This window comes from Corynebacterium sp. (assembly GCF_030532325.1).
Classification (GTDB): Bacteria; Actinomycetota; Actinomycetes; order Mycobacteriales; family Mycobacteriaceae; genus Corynebacterium.
On the sequence record NZ_JAUNLS010000013.1, the window covers coordinates 1 to 20559 of the forward strand.

At 65.3% G+C, this 20559-nt stretch carries 16 protein-coding genes and 1 tRNA gene; 5 read left to right on the forward strand and 12 right to left on the reverse strand.

Annotated elements, in window-relative coordinates; genetic code table 11:
* Window positions 1–228: 228 nt before the first annotated feature.
* From Q4E25_RS07885 to Q4E25_RS07935, 11 genes are all read right to left on the reverse strand, one after another.
* Complete coding sequence (locus tag Q4E25_RS07885) at window positions 229–1803, reverse strand: DASS family sodium-coupled anion symporter (protein WP_303156158.1); 1575 nt, start codon at window positions 1801–1803, stop codon at window positions 229–231.
* A gap of 203 nt (window positions 1804–2006) precedes the next feature.
* On the reverse strand, window positions 2007–3347 hold the full coding sequence (gene mgtE, locus Q4E25_RS07890) for a magnesium transporter (RefSeq protein WP_303156159.1): 1341 nt from the start codon (window positions 3345–3347) through the stop codon (window positions 2007–2009).
* A gap of 96 nt (window positions 3348–3443) precedes the next feature.
* The gene (locus tag Q4E25_RS07895) at window positions 3444–3731 is read right to left on the reverse strand and encodes a DUF202 domain-containing protein (RefSeq protein ID WP_303156160.1); all 288 of its coding nucleotides are present in this window, start codon (window positions 3729–3731) and stop codon (window positions 3444–3446) included.
* A 4-nt stretch (window positions 3732–3735) separates the two neighbouring features.
* Window positions 3736–4095, reverse strand: a complete 360-nt coding sequence (locus Q4E25_RS07900; RefSeq protein WP_303156162.1) for a YidH family protein — start codon at window positions 4093–4095, stop codon at window positions 3736–3738.
* Window positions 4096–4176: 81 nt separating this feature from the next.
* Complete coding sequence (locus Q4E25_RS07905) at window positions 4177–4872, reverse strand: TrkA family potassium uptake protein (protein ID WP_303156164.1); 696 nt, start codon at window positions 4870–4872, stop codon at window positions 4177–4179.
* A complete protein-coding gene (locus Q4E25_RS07910; RefSeq protein WP_303156166.1) occupies window positions 4865–6232 on the reverse strand; it encodes a TrkH family potassium uptake protein in 1368 nt (455 codons plus the stop codon). The genes Q4E25_RS07905 and Q4E25_RS07910 overlap by 8 nt, the downstream gene beginning before the upstream one ends.
* 38 nt (window positions 6233–6270) lie before the next feature.
* On the reverse strand, window positions 6271–8316 hold the full coding sequence (locus Q4E25_RS07915) for a YhgE/Pip domain-containing protein (RefSeq protein ID WP_303156168.1): 2046 nt from the start codon (window positions 8314–8316) through the stop codon (window positions 6271–6273).
* Complete coding sequence (locus tag Q4E25_RS07920) at window positions 8316–10841, reverse strand: YhgE/Pip domain-containing protein (RefSeq protein ID WP_303156170.1); 2526 nt, start codon at window positions 10839–10841, stop codon at window positions 8316–8318. Before Q4E25_RS07920 ends, Q4E25_RS07915 begins: the two co-directional genes overlap by 1 nt.
* A 95-nt stretch (window positions 10842–10936) precedes the next feature.
* Window positions 10937–12139, reverse strand: a complete 1203-nt coding sequence (locus Q4E25_RS07925) for an MFS transporter (RefSeq protein WP_303156264.1) — start codon at window positions 12137–12139, stop codon at window positions 10937–10939.
* A 528-nt stretch (window positions 12140–12667) separates the two neighbouring features.
* Window positions 12668–12759, reverse strand: a tRNA-Ser gene (locus tag Q4E25_RS07930).
* 40 nt (window positions 12760–12799) lie between these two features.
* Window positions 12800–13984, reverse strand: a complete 1185-nt coding sequence (locus Q4E25_RS07935) for a CdaR family transcriptional regulator (protein WP_303156171.1) — start codon at window positions 13982–13984, stop codon at window positions 12800–12802.
* A gap of 148 nt (window positions 13985–14132) precedes the next feature.
* On the opposite strand from Q4E25_RS07935, the gene Q4E25_RS07940 reads away from it, so the two are divergent.
* From Q4E25_RS07940 to hisC, 3 genes are read left to right on the forward strand one after another with little or no spacing between them, the layout of a single operon-like run.
* Window positions 14133–15545, forward strand: a complete 1413-nt coding sequence (locus Q4E25_RS07940) for an amino acid permease (protein ID WP_303156173.1) — start codon at window positions 14133–14135, stop codon at window positions 15543–15545.
* A 55-nt stretch (window positions 15546–15600) separates the two neighbouring features.
* Window positions 15601–17274 carry an alpha-keto acid decarboxylase family protein gene (locus Q4E25_RS07945; RefSeq protein WP_303156175.1) on the forward strand — a complete coding sequence of 558 codons (1674 nt, stop codon included), beginning with the start codon at window positions 15601–15603 and terminating at the stop codon, window positions 17272–17274.
* A 53-nt stretch (window positions 17275–17327) separates the two neighbouring features.
* Window positions 17328–18374, forward strand: coding sequence for a histidinol-phosphate transaminase (hisC, locus tag Q4E25_RS07950; RefSeq protein ID WP_303156177.1), 1047 nt, complete (start codon window positions 17328–17330; stop codon window positions 18372–18374).
* A 12-nt stretch (window positions 18375–18386) separates the two neighbouring features.
* Here the strand turns inward: hisC and Q4E25_RS07955 are convergent, their stop codons facing one another.
* Entirely contained in the window at window positions 18387–18644 is a 258-nt protein-coding gene (locus Q4E25_RS07955) for a MoaD/ThiS family protein (protein WP_303156178.1), read from the reverse strand.
* 155 nt (window positions 18645–18799) lie between these two features.
* Here Q4E25_RS07955 and Q4E25_RS07960 point away from each other — a divergent pair, with 155 nt between their 5' ends.
* Window positions 18800–19957 carry a molybdopterin molybdotransferase MoeA gene (locus Q4E25_RS07960; RefSeq protein ID WP_303156180.1) on the forward strand — a complete coding sequence of 386 codons (1158 nt, stop codon included), beginning with the start codon at window positions 18800–18802 and terminating at the stop codon, window positions 19955–19957.
* Entirely contained in the window at window positions 19954–20469 is a 516-nt protein-coding gene (locus Q4E25_RS07965) for a molybdenum cofactor biosynthesis protein B (protein ID WP_303156182.1), read from the forward strand. The genes Q4E25_RS07960 and Q4E25_RS07965 overlap by 4 nt, the downstream gene beginning before the upstream one ends.
* Window positions 20470–20559: the final 90 nt, after the last annotated feature.

Sequence of the window (20559 nt, forward strand, 5' to 3'; positions counted from 1 at the left end):
ATTCGAACCCCCAACCTTCTGATCCGTAGTCAGATGCTCTATCCGTTGAGCTACGGGCGCAGTCCGTTGGCGTGAAGCACGCTCTTAAGAAGCGGTGCTCGCTGCAACGTGTTATTACTATAGTGCGCACTGCTAGATGCTACAAATCGCCAGGTCAACAGCGGTTTTTACGTGTTGTTAACCTGGCGATTGCGCTGCCAGCGAGCGGGCGAGCTCGAAGCCCCTGCCCTAGAGCGCCAACCCGAAGACCGGCACCGCCAGCAGGTAGACCGTGAGCGTGATGAGCACGCAGCCGATGAGGTTGAGGCCAATACCGCCCTTGATCATGTCGCCGATCTTGACGTAGCCAGAGCTGTAGGCAATCGCGTTCGGGGGCGTGGCCACCGGCAGCATGAAGGCGCAGGTTGCGGCCAGCGCCACCGGGATGGTGAGCAACAGGATGTTGATGTCGCCGTTGTCGGTGAGGCCAATACCCACGGCCACGCCGCCCATAATCGGCAGGAAGGTCGCCGCCGTCGCAGTGTTGGAGGTGATCTCCGTGAGGAAGAGCACCAGGAGGGCCACCGCTGCGATGAGGAGGACCGTCGGCAAGCTGCCTAGGCCCTTGGCCATCTCACCAATCCACAGGGACAGGCCGGAGGCGTTGAACATCGAAGAGAGCGAGAGGCCACCGCCAAAGAGCAGTAGGACGTCCCAGGGCATCTCGTTGGCCGTCTTCCAGTCCAGCAGGCGCACGCCAGTTTTGGCGTCAGCCGGGATGATAAACAGCAGCAGACCGGCGGCCAGGCCCACGATGGCGTCGTCATAGCCGGACTCCTTGTCCAGGAAGAAAGGCAGCACAACCCAGCTCACCGCAGCAGCGGCGAAGATGATGCCGGTCATGATCTGCGGGCCGGTCCAGGAGCCCAGGGCGCGGATTTCGGAGTCGATGAGCTCCTTGCCGCCCGGGATCTGCTTCATCTCCGGCTTGAACACGGTCACCAGCAGGAACCAGGCAATGAAAAGGAAGATGACAGCCAGCGGCATGCCCACGATCATCCACTTGCCAAAGCCCAGAACGATATCATGAGTTTCCTCCATATACCCCTTCAGCAGGGCGTTCGGCGGGGTACCAATGAGCGTGCCCAGGGAGCCGATGGAGGCGGAGTACGCAATGCCCAGCATGAGCGCGGTGGCGAACTTCTTCTGGTTCTTCCAGCCGCCTACGGTGTCGGCGGTCAGCGCCAGCACCGAGGTGCCGATGGGCAGCATGACCACGGCCGTCGCCGTGTTGGACACCCACATGGACAAGAAGCCGGTGGCCAGCATGAAGCCCAGCACGAGGCGCTTCGGGGAAGTGCCCACCACCTTGACCACATAGAGCGCCATACGGCGGTGCAGGTTCCAGCGCTGCAGTGCCAGGGCGATGAGGAAGCCACCCATGAACAGGAAGATGGTGCCCGAGGCATAGGGCGCGCCGACTTCCTTGATGGTGCCCACGCCTGCCAGCGGGAAGATGACCAGCGGCAGCAAGGCGGTGGCGGCCAGCGGGATGGCCTCAGTCATCCACCACACGCCCATGAGGATGGTCACGGCGGCCACGGCACGCAGGGCGCTCTGGGTGTACTCGACGTCATCCTTAGCGCCGGAGGATTGCATCACGGTCTCGACTGCGTTGGAGGGAAAGATGAACCACACGATGGCCGCGAGGATGAGACCGGTGAACAGACCGATGAGCATGCGGCGCCATTCGCGCTGGTCGACGCCGTGGTCCTCCTCACCCTCTGCGTGGGACGTGGATTCGTGAGTCTGCGGGGTCGTCATCCGCTCTCTCCTTTAAGGTGTCCTGGGATAAATGCGGGGGATAAATGCAGGCATGCAGGTTATGCATGCCACTGCATGGGGTACCTGGTCACCATACACAGGCCAAGAACGCAGAAAAGCAGTTTTCCGTTTTCTACCCCCGGTTTTGGGACGAGATGTGCCTCACAGTACGGGAGCAGCAGCGCTGCTAAGGAGAGCAGGCGCTAGAGCCCCAGGATGCTCTTGGCAATGAGGAAGTAGATGATCAGGCCCGTCGCATCGCAGAAGGTGGAGATGAAGGGGTTGGAAAACACCGCCGGGTCCGCGCCCACGGCCTTGGCCAGCAGCGGCATCGCGCCGCCCACGGTGGCGGACATCGTGCAGATGAGCAGCAGTGTCAGGCCAATCACCGCCCCCATGGGCATGCCGTAGACCAGCGAGGCCAGCACGAAGCCCAGGCCGCCGAGCACCGAGCCCAGCAGCACGCCCACGCGCATCTCCCGCCAGAGGACGGCCCAGAGGTCGCGCGAGCGGACGTCGCCAAGCGCCAGCGCGCGGGTGACGGTGGTCGCCGCCTGGTTACCCGTGTTACCGCCGGTACCGGTGAGCAGCGGAACGAAGAGCGAGAGCACCACGGCCTTGGAGAGGGTGTCCTCGAAGACGGAGAGCACCTGCACGGTAAGCAGCGCGGAGATGGCCAGGACGAGCAGCCACACAATACGGCTGCGCACCAGCTTGAGCAGCGGGGTGGACATGTAGGGCTGGTTGAGGGCCTCGGTACCACCGGAACGCGCCGTATCCTCGGAATCCGCTTCCTCCACGATGTCCGCGGCGTCATCCCAGGTGAGCAGGCCCACCAGGCGGCGGGAGTCATCCACCACGGGCACGGCCATGAAGTCCAGGGGCAAAAACCAGCGGGCGGTCTCCTCGGCGTCGGCGTTGGCCACCGCGTAGACGGGTTCCTTCATGAGCTCGCCCAGGGTGGCGTCATCGGAGGCCTGGAAGATCTCGCGGAAGCTGGCCACGCCCACCAGGCGGCGATCCTCACGCACCACCGGCAGGGTGTAGATGGTCTCCAGGTCATCGCCGGTGGTCTTGAGGTACTCCAGCGCCGCCCGGGCGGTCATCTGCGGGTGCAGCTCCGGCACTTCGGGCGACATGCGGCGGCCTACGGAGCCCTTGTCGTAGCCCAGGACCACGCCGGTGATATCGCGGTCCGTCTTCTTCAGAGAGCGCAGCAGGCGGTCAGCGATTTCCGCGGGCAGCTCATCAAGCAGGGCCACGCGGTCTTCCGGTTCGAGGGAGTCGAAGTATTCGTAGACTTCGGCGTTGCCCAGCTCGTCGATGAGGTCGGCCTGCTGGGCAAAGTCGAGGGCGTCGAAGACGGCGATGGACTTGTGCCGCGGCAGCAGGCGCAACAGCAGCGCCGCGCGCACGGGGTTGCAGCGCTCCACGAGGGAAATGAGCTCGCGGATGGGCTGACGGGCCGCGAGTTCTTGTAGCTCGCGTGCGCGATCCGGGTCCAGATCACCCTCGCTGTCCAGAATCTTCTCCAGATCCACCATGGCACGCCTCCTCGACGCTAACAGTGTTATTTCACAGTGTTACTTAGCAGTGCTGCTTCTGAGAGCATTGCTGCTGTTTCAGCTGACACACCAACCTTACGAGACGGCTACCAGTGCCACCATACTGAGCGACGCCGTCGCCACCGCCACCGCGCACAAGGGCCCGGCCCCGGGCAGCGCGGCCGCGCTGAGGAGGGCCTCGTAGGAGCGGGTGAGGCGCTGGTAGGCGCTGCGCAACACCGCAGCCACCAGCAGTCCCACCACCGCGATGGCCCACACGTGGGCGCGCGCCACGAGCAGCCCCGCGATGAGCCCCGCCAAGCCGGTGCGCTGCCAGGACAGGCGGGTGCGCTCTGGCTGCAGGCCGGGATCGTAGAGCGCCACGGGCCTAGAGCACCTCCCCGGCGAAGATGAGCACGCCGACGAGGATCACCACGCCGACCACCACGGGCATCGCACGGTTGGCGGGCAGGGGGCGGCCGTGGCGCATGGCCTTTTCCGCGGCCATCCACTGCCACCAGGCCACTGCCGGCAGCACGATGGCGGCGAGCAGCATGAGCACGGAGACCACGCGGCTGAGGGTGGGGTCAATGGGGAGATCGAAGGTCTCTAGGGCCACGCCGCCGGCGATGAAGGCCAAGGAGGTGCGGATCCAGGCCAGGAAGGTGCGCTCGTTGGCCATGCTGAAACGCGGATCCGGCTCCTCGCCGGCGCCGTAGACGGCGCGAGGGAAACGGCTGTGGCTCATCCGGGGGCTCATCCGTGCTCTCTCCTCTGGTGTGTGTTGCTGTGGGGATCCGTGTGACACCCTAGCCCTATACGGCTCAGGCTATACGGACTGGGAGAAGGCCTCGAGGTCCAGGGGGCTGCCGGCCACGGCGATGAGGTCATTGGCGGAAAGCCGCATGCCGTCGGTGATGGGGCGCCAGCTGCCGGAGGCCTCCCGCACGGAGACCAGCTGCACGCGGTGGGTCTCCCACACGGAGGCGAGCACGGTGGGCCGGCGCACGATGGAGGCCGGCGGGGTCAGGGTGGTCACGCCGTAGTCGGTGGCGATCTCCGCGAAGTCCTCGAAGTGCCCGCCCAGCAGGTGGGCCACGCGGCGGCCGGTATCGCGCTCGGGGCGGATGACGTGGTGCACGCCGAGCTGGGTGAGGATGCGGGCGTGGGCGTCGGAGTCCGCCTTGGCCCAGATGTCGCCACAGCCCAGCTCCACCACGTTGGAGGCGGTAAGGATGGAATCCTCCAGGTGGGAGCCGATGGCCACGACCACGCGCTCGACCTCGTCGACGCCCAGCTGGCGCAGGGCCTCGGCGTCGGTGGTATCGGCCTGGATGGCCTCGGTGAGGTAGGGCGAGTACTCGCGCACCAGCTTCTCCGAAGCGTCGATGCCGAGGACCTCGACACCATGGTCCATGAGCTCCTTGGCCAGCGAGGAGCCGAAGCGGCCGAGGCCGACCACACACACGGGCGGGATGTCGATGGACTGCTTATCGCGGCGGATGGCGTCAAAAATGCTAGCCAATGAACGGCCTTTCTTCGGGGTAACGGAAACGCAACCTGACCGCGCGGGCGGCGAGGGCAGCGATGAGGGTGGTCGGGCCCACGCGGCCCAGGTACATCACGAGGCACAGGATAACCTGCGAGGGCGCCGAGAGGGACGCGGTAATTCCGGTAGACAGGCCCACGGTGGCGAAGGCCGAGATCACCTCGAAGGTGACCTGGTCCGCGGTGAACTGGGGGTCGAAGACGCGCAGCAGGCCCACGCTGGTGGCCACCACCATCATGCCGGCCACGGTCAGCGCCAGGGCCTGGCGGGTCACCGAGCGCGGCAAGCGTCGGTGCCCGATGGAGGTATCCTCCCGGCCGAGGAACTCAGCGGCCATCGCCGCGGCCAGCACGCAGGCGGTGGTGACCTTCACGCCGCCGGCCGTGCCCGCGGAGCCGCCGCCGATGAACATGAGGATGTCCGTGACCATGAGCGTGATGGGGTGCGCCTCGGCGTAGTCGATGGTGTTAAAACCCGCGGTGCGCGGGGAGGCGCTCATGAAGAAGCCGTTGAAGAGCTTCACCCCGGGGGACAGCCCCGCCAGCACGCCGTTCCACTCCGAGACGAGGAAGAAGACCATGCCGCCGCCCAAGAGGATGCCCGTGGCGGCGAAGGTCATCCGCGCGGTAATGGACATGTGATGGATGCGCGGGTTCCCGCCGCGCAGGCGGGCGATTCTGCTGCGCAGGCGCCGCGCGATCTCCGCGAGGACCGGGTAGCCCAGGCCACCGGAGATAAGCGCCGCAGCCAGGGGCAGCACGATCCACGCATCGCCCACAAAGGAGACGAGGTTGTCATCGTAGGTGCTAAAGCCCGCGTTGTTGAAGGCGGAGATGGCGTGGAAGACCCCCTCCCACAGCGCGCGCTGCACGCTGAGGTCATAGGCGCCCAGCAGGCGCAGCGTGATGACGACGGCCACTGTGGCCTCGCAGAGCATCGTCACCATGAAAGTAAGCAGGAGGGTGCGCCGGATGCCGCCGTCGACAGGCCTGCTCTCCGCGGCGGTGGTGCGCCGCGCCTTGAGGCTGATGCGGCCGGTGAGCAGCATGCCGGACAGCGAGGCCAGGCTCATGATTCCCAGGCCGCCGACCTGGATGAGCGCGATGATGACCGCCTGCCCGAAGGGGCTCCAGTAGGTACCGGTGTCCTGCACGATGAGCCCGGTCAGCGAGACCGCGGAGGTGGCGGTGAATAGCGCCGGCAAGAAGGGCGTGGGCTGCGAGGCCGCTGCGGAGAAGGGCAGCATGAGCAGCGCCGTCCCGGTGAGGATGAGCAGCAGGAAGCCGAGGGCTGTCAGTCGCGCGGGGCCCAGGGTCTTGCCGGAGTGGTTGTGCACGTCAAGAAAAAGTATCCCTCCAGGGCCCCGCGCGCAAACTACATGAGTTTGGTTTTCTCCAAGGTGTGTACCCAGCCCTGGGTGAACTTTTCCAGCGGCTTGTTAAAGACCACACCGATGAAGGCCATCGGCGCCGCGAAGGCGAGCAGGCACAGCAAGGCTATCCAGAAATCGCCATGGTAGGTGCCGGCGATGGCCGCGCGCAGCGCGCGGATGGTGTACGTCGCGGGCATCCAGGGGCTGATGTTTTGGAACCACTCGGGCAAAAGCTGCAGCGGATAGGCACCGCCGGCACTGGAGATCTGGATGACCAACAGCAGCACCGCCACCGCCTTGCCGGCGTTGGCCAGCGCGATGAGCAACGTGTAGTTGATGAACATATACACCAGCGACGTTGTCCACCCGGCCAGCAGCATGAGCAGCGGGTGGGCCGGATCCACCTGCACGAAGAGAATGAGTCCGAGCATGAGCAGTGTGGACTGCGCCAGGCCGATGATGGCCAAAAAGCCGTAGCGGCCAAAGTAGCGCTGTATGCGGCCGTAGTCCTCACCGTTGACCACGTCGGGGCGCACGGCCACCACGCAGAGCAGGGAGCCCACCCACAGCGCCAACGCCGTGTAGAGCGGGGTCATGCCGGCGCCGAAGCTGCCCACGGGGAAGACCTCCTGCCTGTCCACGTTCACCGGGGCGGCAATGGAGTTCGCCACCGCGTCCGGGTGGGTGCCAATGAGATCGGCCAGCATCGTGATATCGCCAGTCTCCACCGCCTTGTCAATGTCCTTGCGCAGGTCGTGGAAGCTCGTGGCCTTGTCCTGCAGGCCAGTGGCCAGATCCTGCAGCGCCTGCTTGGTGTCCTGCAGCCCGGAGGAGTCCAGCGTCACGGTGGTCTTGGCGTCTGCCACGTCGCCGCCCACCTGGGAGAGCGACTCGCTGAGCTGGTTGAGCGAGGAGCTTAGGCCCACGCCCTGCGCATTGGCGATGGCCTCCTTGGCCCGGTCGATGCCGGAGAGATCCGGCCGCTCGGGCAGCGGGGCGCTAGCTGCGGCGACCAGCCTCTCGTGGACGGCCTCCTGGGCGGCAATGGCCTCGTCGAGGCGGCCGAGCAGCGTGGCGGACTCCGCGGGCAGCGGCAGGGCGGCCACCCGAGCGCGCAGATCCTTGTAGCCGTCGATGGTGCCCTGCACCTGCGCAGCCAAGGTGTTCAGCGCGGCGGCGCGCTCGCCGTGGGTGGCTGAGGCGTCGTCGTAGACCGCGTTGATGCGGTCGCGCACCACGCTGTAGCTCTCCGCCGTGGCGCCGAGGGACTCCCGCAGGGCGTCGGAAGGCGCGGTGAACTGGGTTGTCTCCAGCGGGGGAAGATCGATGGACGCGGAGCCGGCGATCTTCTGCGCACTCTCCACCAGCGGGATGGTGGAATCCACCAAGCCCACCATGGAGCGGGCGGTGCGCGCGCCCATGCTCAGCTGCCTCTCGATGCCGTCGGCGCGGGCCTGAATGCGCTGCAGCGCTTCCTGGGTGTCGCCCTGGTTGAGGTAGTTAGACAGCGAGGTGACAAATTCCAGGGAGACATCACCCACGGTGCGGGTGAAGGTCTCCGAGATACTGGCGGAGACACCCTCCGCGCCGGCGCCGGTGATCTTCGGCGAGAGCGCGTTTTTCTTCTCGTTGGCGTAGTAAACAATCTCTGCCGGCGTGGCCCCGTCGGAGTAGAAGGTCAACAAGTCGTCGCTGAAGCTGGGCGGCAGGACGATGGCCGCGTAGTACTCGCCGGACTTGGCTCCCTCGACGGCCTCCTCGGAGTTGGTGACCACCCAGTCCATCTGATCGTTGCCACGCAGCTCGTTGAGCACCTGGTCACCCACGTTGAGCGGGAGGGGAAGCAGGTCGCTGGTGTAGCCCTCGTCCTCGCTGGCCACGGCCACCTTGAGCTGATCGGTGTTATCAAAGGGCTCCCAGCTGGCCAGCACGTTGAACCAAGTGAAGAGCAGCGGGATGAGGACCAGCCCAAAGAGCATCATGGACCCGGCTACGTTACGGGTGGCCTGGCGCAGATCGCGCAGGATAAGGCGCAGTGTTCCACGCATTAGGCTTCTCCTTTCACCAGGTCGGGATGGGTGATTTCATCGTCGTCCAGCTCCACCAGCTCCTCGGACTGCGCCAGGCTGGAGCGCACGTAGTCAAAGGCCAGCAGAACCGCGACCAGCGCGAGGCTCCACGCCGTCCACAGGCCCAGCAGCAGCGGCTTTTGCCCCGGCAGCGCCCACGCGGCCACCGCGAGGACCACCACGCCGAGCACGCCGATGACGGCGATGACGCGGATCCAGCGGCCGTAATCGTGCTTGCGCCGCTCCAGGTCCTCCTTGAGCGCGCTGCGGGAATCCAGGGCCTGGATGATGTCCGCGATGCGGTAGCCGGAGCCCACCACCTGGACGTTCTCGTAGTTGAAGAGCTCGGTCTTCTTCAGCTCGCGGTTGAAGAGCAGGTTGAAGTGGGATAGGGCCTTGCGCACGATCATGCCGCCGAAGAACGCGGTGACAAAGATGAGCGCGAGCACCGCCATGTACTTGGCGTAATGGTTGCCGTAGAAGCCGCCGATGGTCTCGCGCATGGCCTCGATGCCATAGGTGAAGGGCAGCAGCGGGTAGATGGCGCGGAAGAAGTTGGGCATGAGCTCGATGGGATACAGGCCCGAGGCGCCCGGGATCTGGATAATCACCAGCACCACGCATAGGCCGCGCCCTAAGTGCCCCAGCGACGTCGACAAGGCGTAGATCACGCTGAGGTAGGCCAGGGCGATGAGCACGCCGGTGACCACGAAGGCAAAGGGGTTGACCGTCTGCACGCCCATGATGAGCTCGCCGATGGTCAGCACCAGCGACTGCAGCACCACCATGACCGCCATGAGCAGGAAACGGCCCAGGTAGGCCTGGCGCACCGTGACGCGCTTGAAGCCCTCCTTATCCACCTCGAGGCGGAAGATGACCATGAGCACGAAGGCGCCGATCCACAGCGAGAGGTTGGTAAAGAGCGCGGCCATGGCGGAGCCGTAGCTCTTGACCGGGTAGATGGTCTCCTGCTTGATCTGGATGGGCTCGGCAAAGAAGTTGCCAATCTCCTCCGAATCCAGGCCGGTGATGTTTTGCAGCACCTGGGAATTGGTGGCGGAGCGCAGGGCGGCCACGTCGCCGCGCACGGCCTGCATGCCCTCCTGAAGGGAGGCGAGGTCGCCATCGAAGCTGTCCAGGGTGTCCTTGGTGGCGCCGAGCTGCTGGGCCACGCCCTCGAGCAGGCCGTCGGCCTCCTGCATCGTCGCCTTCGAGGAGTCGAGGGTGGCGGCCAAAGCGCCCGCGGTGGAGCCGATGCTGCCCATCGCCCGGTTGATCTCCGGCAGGGAGTTATCGACGGTATCGCGCAGCACCTGGGAGGTGGCCTTGGTATCGGCGGCCGCCTGGGCCACCTCCTCGGATCCCGCCTTGAGGTGCCCGGCCGCGCCCGCGGCGTCCTGACTTAAGGTGTTGAGGCTGCCCAGCAGCTTCTTGTTGGCCTCGTTGCCGGACTCGAGCTTGCTGATCGACTCGTTGAGCGCGGCGGTGGTCGCCGGCGAGAGCGTGGGGGAATTGAGCAGCTCCTTGAGCTGTGCCAGGGACTGATCGCTGGCGTCGATGGCCGCGGTGGCCTGGGAGGTGGCGGAATCAAAGCGGCCGCTGGCCTGGGTAAGCCCGGCGCTGAGGTCCGCGATGGTGCCCTGGGCCTGGGCGGTGCCCTCGGCCACGGCGGTGGCCCCCTGCACAAAGGCCGCGGTGGACTTATCGGTGAAGTCACCCACGTTGCCCTGCGCATCCGTGATGAGCTGCTGTACCCCGCCGAGCGCGCGCTGCGCGGAGTCCATGGCGGCAGCAACGTCATCGACGGTGCCGCGCGCCCCGCGCACGCTGTCCTGGGCGCCGAGCAACCTATCCTGAATCCGCTCCAGCCGCTCGCGGGAGGAATCGATCTCCGCGACGGTCTCGTCGAAGGCGCCGCTCGTGCTGTCGGCGGCCTTAAGGAGTTTGTTCTCCACGTCCGTGCCCTTATCGTGGACCTGCTTGGAGGCCGCGGTGGCCACGCTCTGGCGGAAGGCCGAGGTGATCTGCTTGTCCAGACTATTCGCGGCGGTGTCCGTGATCTTGACGGCGATCGCGTTCTGCTTCTCGTTGACCCGGTACTCCAGACTCGGCGTGGTGTAGGTGCCGCTGAGGATGCCGACGAGCTCCTCGCTGAAGTTCTCCGGAATGGTCACTGAGGCGTAGACGTCGCCGTTCTTCACGGCTGAGTCTGCCTCGTCGCGCTCCATGAACTGCCACCCCATTTGGTCATTTTCATGGAGCTGCTTGACGACGTCCTCCCCCACCGTCACCTTTCCGGTCAGCGGGTTGTATGTACCTTTGTCCTCATTGACCACAGCCACCTTGATGTTCTCGGTGGCCTTGTAGGGATCGTGGAAGGCACCGATGTTGACCCACGAGTACAGCGAGGGGATGACAATAAGGCCAATGAGAATTACCCATGCTCGAGGAACGCGGCCCAGCCGGGCCACATCCCGAGTAAAAATTCTCCAACTTTGACGCACTGGAGGAAGTGTACCCTACCCATCTGAAACGCCCCAACCTGCAGAAACACACATTGTAATTTATGGCGTTAATTACTTTCGTTTCCTGCATGCAACTACATACCCGCCGCCTTCAGCGCGCGCCTGCCCGCCCCTAGTGCAGTGGGCAGCAGCGTCAGCACCGCGGTGCCCAACCCGGAGATCACCAGCGCCGCCGTAGGGCCAGCCGTGGCAACCACGGGGGCGGCGATGACGTAGCCCACCAGCATGGCTGAGTTATTCACCGAGCCCATAGTGGACAGCGCCTTGGGCTTAATCTCCGGCGCCACGGCGTTGACCACAACGAGGCGCAACGCGGCCACCTGCACCGCATTGCACACGCCACCCGCAGCAAAACACACCAGGCTCAACGCCAATGACGGCACCAGCCCAGGCAGGGCAATACACAGCCCCATGACCGTGCCCGCGCCCACCACCACCGCAAGCGCGTTCTCGCGGCGCACCCGCCCGCCCAGCCGCGCGCCGAGGATGCGGCCCACGATGAAAGCCTGCGCCACAATCGCGTACATCAGCCCGCTGGCCTGCAGGGATTGGGTAATGAAGAAAACCAACGCAACGTTGAAGATTGAGGTAAAGACAATCGCAGCCCAGATAGCCAGCAAAGCCTGCCGCGCCTGCGAGCTCGCCGCGAGCAGCATGGGCGCCTGCAGCAGACTTCGCCAGAACGAGCCCGTGCCTCCGGCCGCAGCAGACGCGTCACCGCTCTTTGCGTCATCCCCCTCCGAATCTAGCTGTTGAGACGGGACCTTCGGCAGCACAGCGAGGACAACATAGAGCACGATGCTCACGCTCAGCGCAACAGCAAAGCACTCGATAAGCAGCGCCATCCGCAACGTGGACCAACTCAGAAGCGCGCCACCAATAATCGGTCCGGCAAAACCACCACTTAACCGGGCGGTATCAAGCAATGAGAAAACCCTTGCCTGCTGCGACTCCGGCACGCAGGAATCCGCAATGACAAAAATCGCGGGGATGGATAAGCCACTCAGACAGGACAACACCACGTTGCCGGCAATGAGCACAGCCGTGTGCGGGACAGCCGCCAGCACGGCTAGAGTGACAAGCTCCAACAAGCCTACGGCCGGCGCAACAACTCGCGCGTCATACCTATCAAAGACCGGCGCCAAGAGCGGAACAATAAAGACTTGCGCCAACGCGCCAGAGATAAGAATCCCGGCAACAAGCGCCTCACCCTTATGCAGTGCCGCAAAATGAAGCGATATCGCAAGCGACGTCATCGCCCCACACAGTGCGGTCAGGAAATACCCCCCCCGCCAGCGCGTACGCGACCACGTTGCTGCGCCAGCTAGACTGCGATTTTTTCTGTCCGCTCACCATTTCACCAGATTAGTGACGCGCACCACATACGCGCAACCTTAAACACTCACCCAATCCGAATTAGAGTGATGCATTCACGCCAAAACCGAACTACCCCATTCACGGGTGAAGGTATAAATTTACCAAATGCAACACTTAGAATTAGGCAGACTCGTCCACATCCAGTCGGGGGAGATGAATGCAGAATCCAAGACCTAAGAAATACAACTCGCAACTATCGTGGGCTGCATTTTTTGCTTCACTAGTCCTTCTAGGGCTGCTTCTCGGAATTGTTTTTGACCTAGGCACCGTTCCCAGAACGGTTATAGGTCTTATCCTGTTCTGCATTTGGTATTGGGTTGATTGGACTATGAGAAAAAAGCATTCAACTGACGAGAATTAAGGGAATTAAACTCCCACAAACGCAGATGCAACAAACCCCCTGGTCACATTCAACCAGGGGGTTTCTTTGGCGGAGACGAGAGGATTTGAACCTCCGGACCTACGCAAGTAAGTCAACTCCTTAGCAGGGAGCCCCATTCGGCCGCTCTGGCACGTCTCCAGCGATTCGCAATGAATCTTTGCCCACTCTACCCGAGCGCTTAAGGCGCTGACAAAACGGGCCCGCGAGCACCGTTCTCCTCGAGCGCGGCGTGCAGTTTCAGCGCCACATGCAGGGCCACGCAGCGCCACCCGTCATCCAGGGCGCCGCTGCCCGTAATCTCCCGGACACGCTCCAAGCGGTAGTGCAGTGTGGCGCGGTGAATGTAGAGCGCAGCCGCAGTGGCATTGACGTTGCGGGCATTATCCAGATAGGCCAGCAGGGTACGCCAGTAGGAGTTGCGGGGGTCGTCGAGAAGCGCAGCGGCATCCGGGCTAATACTGCGCACGGTGGACTCGTTGAGTTCCCAGCCCACCAGCAGGCGCCACGCGCCGGCCTGCGTCCAGCCGAGGAACTCCTCACCGCAGAGCTTGGCCACGTCCGCCATCAGGCGCGCCCGGCGCGCGGCCTCCCCCACGGAGGTCTCGGCGGCACTGGCCGCACCCCAGGCCACGATCTTCCCGCCGGCGGTGAGCGCGGCGCTGGCGACCTCATCGCGCAGCTGCTGGGTATCGGCGCTATCCAGCGGGGATTCAAGGATCACCAGGGAGTCGTGCTGCATGGCGGTGAGGAAGGGGCGGCGATGCAGCGGGCGGGCGAGCTCCGCGGTAAGGCGCTGTTGATCGCCGTCGAGGTAGACGCGGTGGATGGTCAGCGTGCCGTCGCGGGGCAGTTCGTCGCGGTCGCGCGCCAGCGCCAGCGCCCCCTCGTTGCCGGAGAGGATCGTGCGGGCCAGCTGGTCCAGCTGCGCGGCCCGGGTACGCAGTGGGGCATCGTACTCGCCCACCAGCTGCGTGAGGCGCTCCAGGTAGTCGCCCGCAGCAGCCACTTCCTCCTCGCTGAGCTGCGGGGAATCGATGAACCAGAGGTGCCCCACCAGCTCGCCGTGTTGACGCAGCGGGAAAACCATGCGCGGCAGGAGCTGGAAGCCCTCGTGGGCGGGCAGGCGCACAGGCTTTTCAGAGTCCTGGATGCCAAAGCTCAGCAGCCAGGGGATGGGCTCCGGCGGCGGGCTGCGGTGGAGGATGGAGTCCGCGCGGTGGCTGTCAATCTCGCCCACCTGGGCGCTGGCGGCGATGACGTTGATGGAGGGGGTGGTCACCTCGACGGATCTCCCCATGCTGCGGGCAATGTCATCGAGGATGTCCTGGATGTCATTAAGGTACAGGGGAGGGATATGCGACATATGTCAAAGATACTTGCCGCATTTGTCCAGTGACAAACAAAAAGGTGACACGCGATAATTCAGACTTATGCAATGACCTGGCTCACATGGGCAGGCTCCCCGTGACCCCCTGAGGGGCGCGGCCAGCACCATTAGATATAAGGAATATATGAGCACTCTTGATCACTCCCGCGCGGTCGACGCCGCCGAGGCGCCCCGCCCCGCGCCGAGCGAGGAAGGCGGCCTGCAGCGCGGCATGAAGTCGCGTCACCTGCAGATGATCGCCTTCGGCTCGAGCATCGGCACCGGCCTCTTCCTCGGCTCCGGCGCCTCGATTCAGCAGGCCGGCCCCGCGGTCCTCCTCGCCTTCGCCATCGCCGGCGCCATCATCTTCCTCATCATGCGCATGCTGGGCGAGATGGCCGTGGAGAACCCGGTCTCCGGCTCCTTCTCCGCCTACGCCCGCGAGTACATCGGCCCCGTGGCCGGCTTTGTCACCGGCTGGAACTGGTGGTTTACCACTATCGTCGTGGGCATGCTGGAGCTGACCGCCGCCGGCACCATCATGGACTTCTGGTTCCCCGGCCTGCCCCACTGGATCACCGCACTGGTCACGCTGCTGATCGTCACCGCCATCAACCTCATCCACGTCGGCGCCTTCGCCGAGGCCGAGTTCTGGCTCTCCTTTGTCAAGGTCGCCGCGCTGGTGCTCATGATCGTGGTCGGCTTCGCCATCGTCTTCGGCCTTACCCCGGAGCCCGCCCTGGGCATGCGCAACATCACGGAGAACGGCGGCTGGTTCCCCAACGGGGCCAAGGGTGTGCTCTTCTCCCTGGCCGCGGTGCTCTTTACCTTCGGCGGCATCGAGTCCATCGGCACGGCCGCCGGCGAGGCCGAGAACCCGCGCGCCACGCTGCCGCGCGCCATCAACAACGTCATTTGGCGCATCCTGCTCTTCTACATCGGCGGCATGGCGGTCATTGTCCTGCTGGCCCCGTGGAACCAGCTGGATATCTCCACCTCCCCCTTCGTCCGCGCGCTGACCACCATCGGCATTAGCGGCGCGGCCACCGGCCTCAACATCATCGTGCTCGTCGCCGCCCTTTCCGTGTTCAACACCATGACCTTCTCCGGCGCCCGCATGCTGCGGGATCTCTCCTTGGGGGATCAGGCCCCGCCCTTCTTTAGCACCACCAGCACCAAGGGCGTGCCGGTGCGCGCGCTGCTGTTCAACTCCCTGCTCATGGGCTCAGCGGTGCTGCTCAACTACCTCTTCGAGGGCAAGATCCTCGTCGTGCTCATGGCCATCATCGTCGGCGCCGAGCTCATCTCTTGGTCCTCCATCTGCATCGCGCACATGAAGTTCCGCAAGCGGCTGGCCGCCGAGGGCCGCAGCCCGGAGTTCCCCGCCCCCTTCTTCCCCGTGGCCAACGTGGTGTGCCTGGCCTTCTTCGCGCTGGTCGTGGTGCTCATGGCCATGCTGCCGGACTACCGCACGGGCATCATCGCGCTGCCGCTGTGGATTCTTGCCCTCGTGCTCATCTGGGCGGGCAAGAAGCGCCACGACGCCCGCAAGGCGTAACTTTAAATCGCAAAAGTAATTCAGAACGGTTCATAGAGAAAGGACACTGCCTGCCATGCAGACCACCGTTGGCGAGTTCATCATCGACCGCCTCAAGGCCATCGGCATCACCGAGATCATCGGCGTGCCGGGGGATTTCAACCTGAGCTTCCTGGAGCAGATCGATGAGGCCGAGGGCATCCGCTTCGTCGGCGCCTGCAATGAACTCAACGCCGCTTACGCCGCCGACGGCTACGCCCGCCAGCGCGGCGTGGGCTGTCTGCTCACCACCTACGGCGTAGGCGAGCTCTCCGCGCTCAACGGCATCGCGGGTGCGCGCGCCGAGCACGTCCCGCTGGTCTCCCTGGCGGGCGCCCCGCCGCAGTACGCCACCGAGTTCCGCTGGAACCTCCACCACTCGCTGGCCGACGGCAACTTTGCCAACATGCTCGACTCCATGGCTCCGTTCACTGAGGTCGCCACCCGCGTCTCCCCCATGAACGTGGTGGAGGAGTTCGACCGCGCCCTGCACACCTGCCTGCGCGAGAAGCGCCCGGTGCACATCCAGATCCCCTCCGATATCACGCACCTGAGCATTGAGGTGCCGGACGAGCCCTTCTCCACCGCGCTGGCCACCTCCGATAAGGAGCGCCTCGAGGCCGCCGCCGAGTACGTGCTCGAGCGCCTTGCCGAGGCCAAGGATCCCATCGTCCTGGTGGATCAGGACACCACCCGCCACGGCTTCACCGAGTACTTCCGCCAGATCATCGACAAGGCCCAGCTGCCCTACTCCCAGCTGACCTCCGGCAAGGCCATCCTCTCCGAGCGCGATCCGCTCTTCCTGGGCACCTACAACGGCGCGGCCTCCGCCCCGGGCGTGCAAGAGCGCATTGAGAACTCCGACTTCCTCATCACCACCAACCCGCGCTTCATCGAGGTCAACTCCGGCTCCTTCACCCACGATCTGGATAACGCCCGCATCTACAACTTTGGTGATCAGCACCTCAACGCCGACGGCACCGTCTTCGTGGGCATCAACACCGTGGAGCTGCTGGAGATCCTGGCGCAGCGCGTGCCTGAGAGGGAGAAGGCGGGCGGCGAGCCCTTCGTGCCGGAAGCCTTTGAGATTCAGCCCGAGGCAGCACTGACCCAGGCCCGTATCTGGCCGCAGATGCTGGAGTTCATCCGGGAGGATGACGTGGTCATCGCCGAGGCCGGCACCTCCAACATCGGCTTGGGCCCGCAGCGCATGCCGGAGGGCGTGCAGTACATCAACTCCACCATCTGGGGTTCCATCGGCTTCACCCTGCCCTGCGTGCTGGGCTCCCAACTGGCCAACCCCGAGCGCCGCCACGTGCTCTTCATTGGTGACGGCTCCTTCCAGCTCACCGCCCAGGAGCTCTCCACCATCCTGCGCCAGGAGATCAAGCCCATCATCGTACTGGTCAATAACGATGGCTACACCATCGAGCGCTTCATCCTGGGCATGGAGCAGGAGTACAACGAGATCCAGCAGTGGAAGTACGCAGAACTGCCCAAGGTCTTCATGCCGGATACTACGATGGAGTCCTACGTCGCGGGCACCGAGGGCGAGCTTGCCAGCGCCCTGAAGGACATCGCCGCCCACCCCGAGCGCGGTGCTTTCCTTGAGGTTCGCCTCGATCCGATGGACGCCCCGGCCGGCCTGCAGGCCTTCGGCCCCGAGACCGCTGAGTTCGACTTCGGTCCGCGCGGCCCGCGCAACAAGTAGCGGCATAAAAGAACGAAGAACACAGAAGAAGAACACAGAAAAGGAATTACCGCATGATCCGTCCCGATCTGTCCTCCCTGCCCGCCTACGTGCCGGGCGCGCGCAATGATCACGCGCTCAAACTGTCCTCCAACGAGCTCTCCCAGGGCCCGCTGCCTGCCGCGCTCAAGGAGATAGAGGCCGCCGCCGCGAACGCGAACCGCTACCCGGACATGGGCGCAGTGGAGATCCGCCAGGCGCTGGCCGAGCACCTCGGCGTGGCCTTTGAGGAGGTCACCGTGGGCACTGGCTCCTCGGCCATCTGCCAGCAGCTGGTGCAGATCACCTGCACCCCGGGTGATGAGGTTCTCTTCCCCTGGCGCTCCTTCGAGGCCTACCCCATCTTTGCCCAGGTGGTCGGCGCCACCCCGGTGCCGGTTCCGCTCAACGCTGAGCACCGCGTGGATCTCAAGGCCATGGCCGCCGCCATCACGGAGAAGACCAAGGTGATCTTCGTGTGCAACCCGAATAACCCGACCGGTACCACCATCACCACCGAGGAATTCGACGAGTTCCTGGCCGCCGTGCCGGAGGATGTCATCGTGGCCCTCGACGAGGCCTACATCGAGTACACCCGCACCGACGCCGTACCGCTGGCCACCGACTACGTCAAGTCCCACCGCAACGTGGTGGGCCTGCGCACTTTCTCCAAGGCCTACGGCCTGGCGGGCGTGCGCATCGGCTACGCCTTTGGCAACCAGGAAATCATCGAGGCACTGAGTAAGGTGGCCATCCCCTTCTCCGTGAGCACCGTGGCCCAGGTGGGCGCGGCCGCCTCCCTGGCCGCCCAGAAGGAGCTCAAGGAGCGCACCGACGAGACCGTGGAGCAGCGCGACCGCCTAGTGGAGCACTTTGCCGAGTTCGGCGTTCCGGCCTCGCAGGCCAACCACATCTGGTTCCCAGCGGAAAACATCGCCTCCCTGGGCACCCCGCAGGAGGTTGGCCAGAAGCTCGCCGCCGAAGAAGTCCTCGTCCGCGTCTTCCCGGAGGGCGTGCGCGTGACCGTGACCACCGCCGAGGAGACCGAGGTCCTGCTCAAGGCTTGGGAGGCCGCCTTCTAAAAGGCGCAGGCCCTAGCCGCCCGCGAATGGCGGCAGCACATCGACGCGCGTCGCCCCCGCAAGGGTGGCGGCGCGTTTCGCATGTGCGCCATCAACCAGGAAGGTGCAGCGCTCCAGCACCTCAGCAAAGCTCATGCCGGCCTCCGTGGTGCCGGGGTGAGTTTCTACCAGGGCGTCCAGCAGCTCACCCAGCGTGGCCTGCGCCTCAACGCTTTCCTGCGCCACCCCGGCGGCCTGGCGGGCGGCAGCAAAATAGTGAATCTCAAGCATGAGTGCCACTATGCCAGAAAGCGGCGCCCGCACCAGCAGCTCACCGCACTGTGCACATTCACCGCTTTCTTCGACCTAGACTGAACAGAGATTGCGTGACTTATCCTCCCGCATGCCCTTGGCACCCGCATTTCGTCGAAAGGAGCCCCGCCGCAGTGCGCACCTACGAAGAACACTTGGCCGCCGTCCGCGCGGCGCTGCCGGCGCGGCGGGTGGAGGCCTGCCGGCTTGCCAAAGCCCCCGGGCGCACCCTCGCCCGCACCATCACCGCGCGCCGCGCTCTGCCCCACTTTGATAACTCCCAGATGGATGGCTACGCGCTGACCACCACCGAGGGCGGGACCTTCCGGGTGGGGCGCACCATCGCCGCCGGCGATGAGCCCCGGCCGCTGGAGGAAGGCTGCGCCACGCCCATCATGACCGGCGCCCGGGTGCCGGAGAACACCGCGTGCATCGTGCCCGTCGAGCACTGCCAGCCCCCGCACTTCCCCCAGGAGGGAGAGCAGGTCACCGTGCCCGCGGCCCCGCACGGCCAGTTCATCCGGAAGGCCGGCTCCGATACCCGCGCGGGTGAGATCCTCGCGCCGGCGGGCACGCGCATCAGCCCGGCGGTGGTGGGTACGCTGGCCCTCCAAGGCATTGAGGAGGTGCAGGTCTTCGCCCCGGCGCGGATTCTCGTCTGCACCGGCGGGGCGGAGATCGGGGGCAGCGGCAGCGCTCAGATCCCCGATGCCAACGCCCCGCTGCTGGCGGCCATGGCGCAGGACTACGGTATTGAGGTGGCAGGATACGTGCGCACCAACGATGATCCGCAGGCCCTGCGGGCGGCGCTGCACAGCGCTGTGCGCCAGCTGCGTCCGGATGCGATTGTCACCTCAGGTGGTATCTCCCATGGCAAGTTCGAGGTCATCCGCCAGATATTCGCGGAGTCCGGCTGGTTCGGGCACGTAGCCCAGCAGCCCGGCGGCCCGCAGGGGTTGTCCCGGCTGGGCGCGGTGCCGGTGCTGAGCCTGCCTGGTAACCCCATTTCCACGCTGGTGAGCTTCCGGCTCTATGTGGCCCCGCTGCTGGGAAGCGCCCCGCAGGCGGTCACCGCGCGCTTGGCTCACTCCGCCGAGGGGCTCAGTGGGCGCGAGCAGTTCCGCCGCGGGGTGCTGGAGGGTGATTCCTACGGCACTCTGCGCGCCAGCCTGCACGGCGGGGCCGGATCCCATCTGCTGTCCCAGGCCATCGGCGCCACAGCGCTCATCCGCATCCCTGCGCATGCCCACCTCAGCCCCGGCGATACCGTGGAGGTCTTTCCCTTATTATGACAGCTGCACAAACACCGAGCCTGAATCAGAATCAGGCACCGCATGCGAAGACCGCCATCGTCGTGGTCTCCTCCACCCGCGCCGCGGCCGGCGAGTACGAGGACCGCTCCGGCCCCATCCTGGTGGACTTCCTCCGCGCCCAGGGCTTTAACACCGCCGCGGCCCGGGTGGTGCCAGACGCCAAGATCGCCGAGGCGGTGGCCGCGGCCTTCGCCGAGCGGCCCGCGGTCATTTTGACCTCTGGGGGCACCGGCATCACCGCGGATGATCGCACCGTTGAGGCGGTCTCTGTACACATCGAGCGGGAGATGCCGGGCCTGGCGCACGCCTTCTACTCCCAATCTGCGGGCCTGCCCACCGCCGCGCTCTCGCGGACCATCGCCGGGGTCACCGGCACCACCTTCGCCATGGCGCTGCCCGGCTCCACCGGCGCGGCCAAGGATGCAGTGGCGGTGCTGGAACCGGTCCTTGGCCACATCATGAACCTCCTGGAGGGAAACAATGAGCACTGACGGCAACACCACCAGCAACAGCGCAGCCACTCACAGCACTGTGCCCGGCGAGGGTGATCCGGGGTACGTCGCCACGCAGGTGGGCGTGGT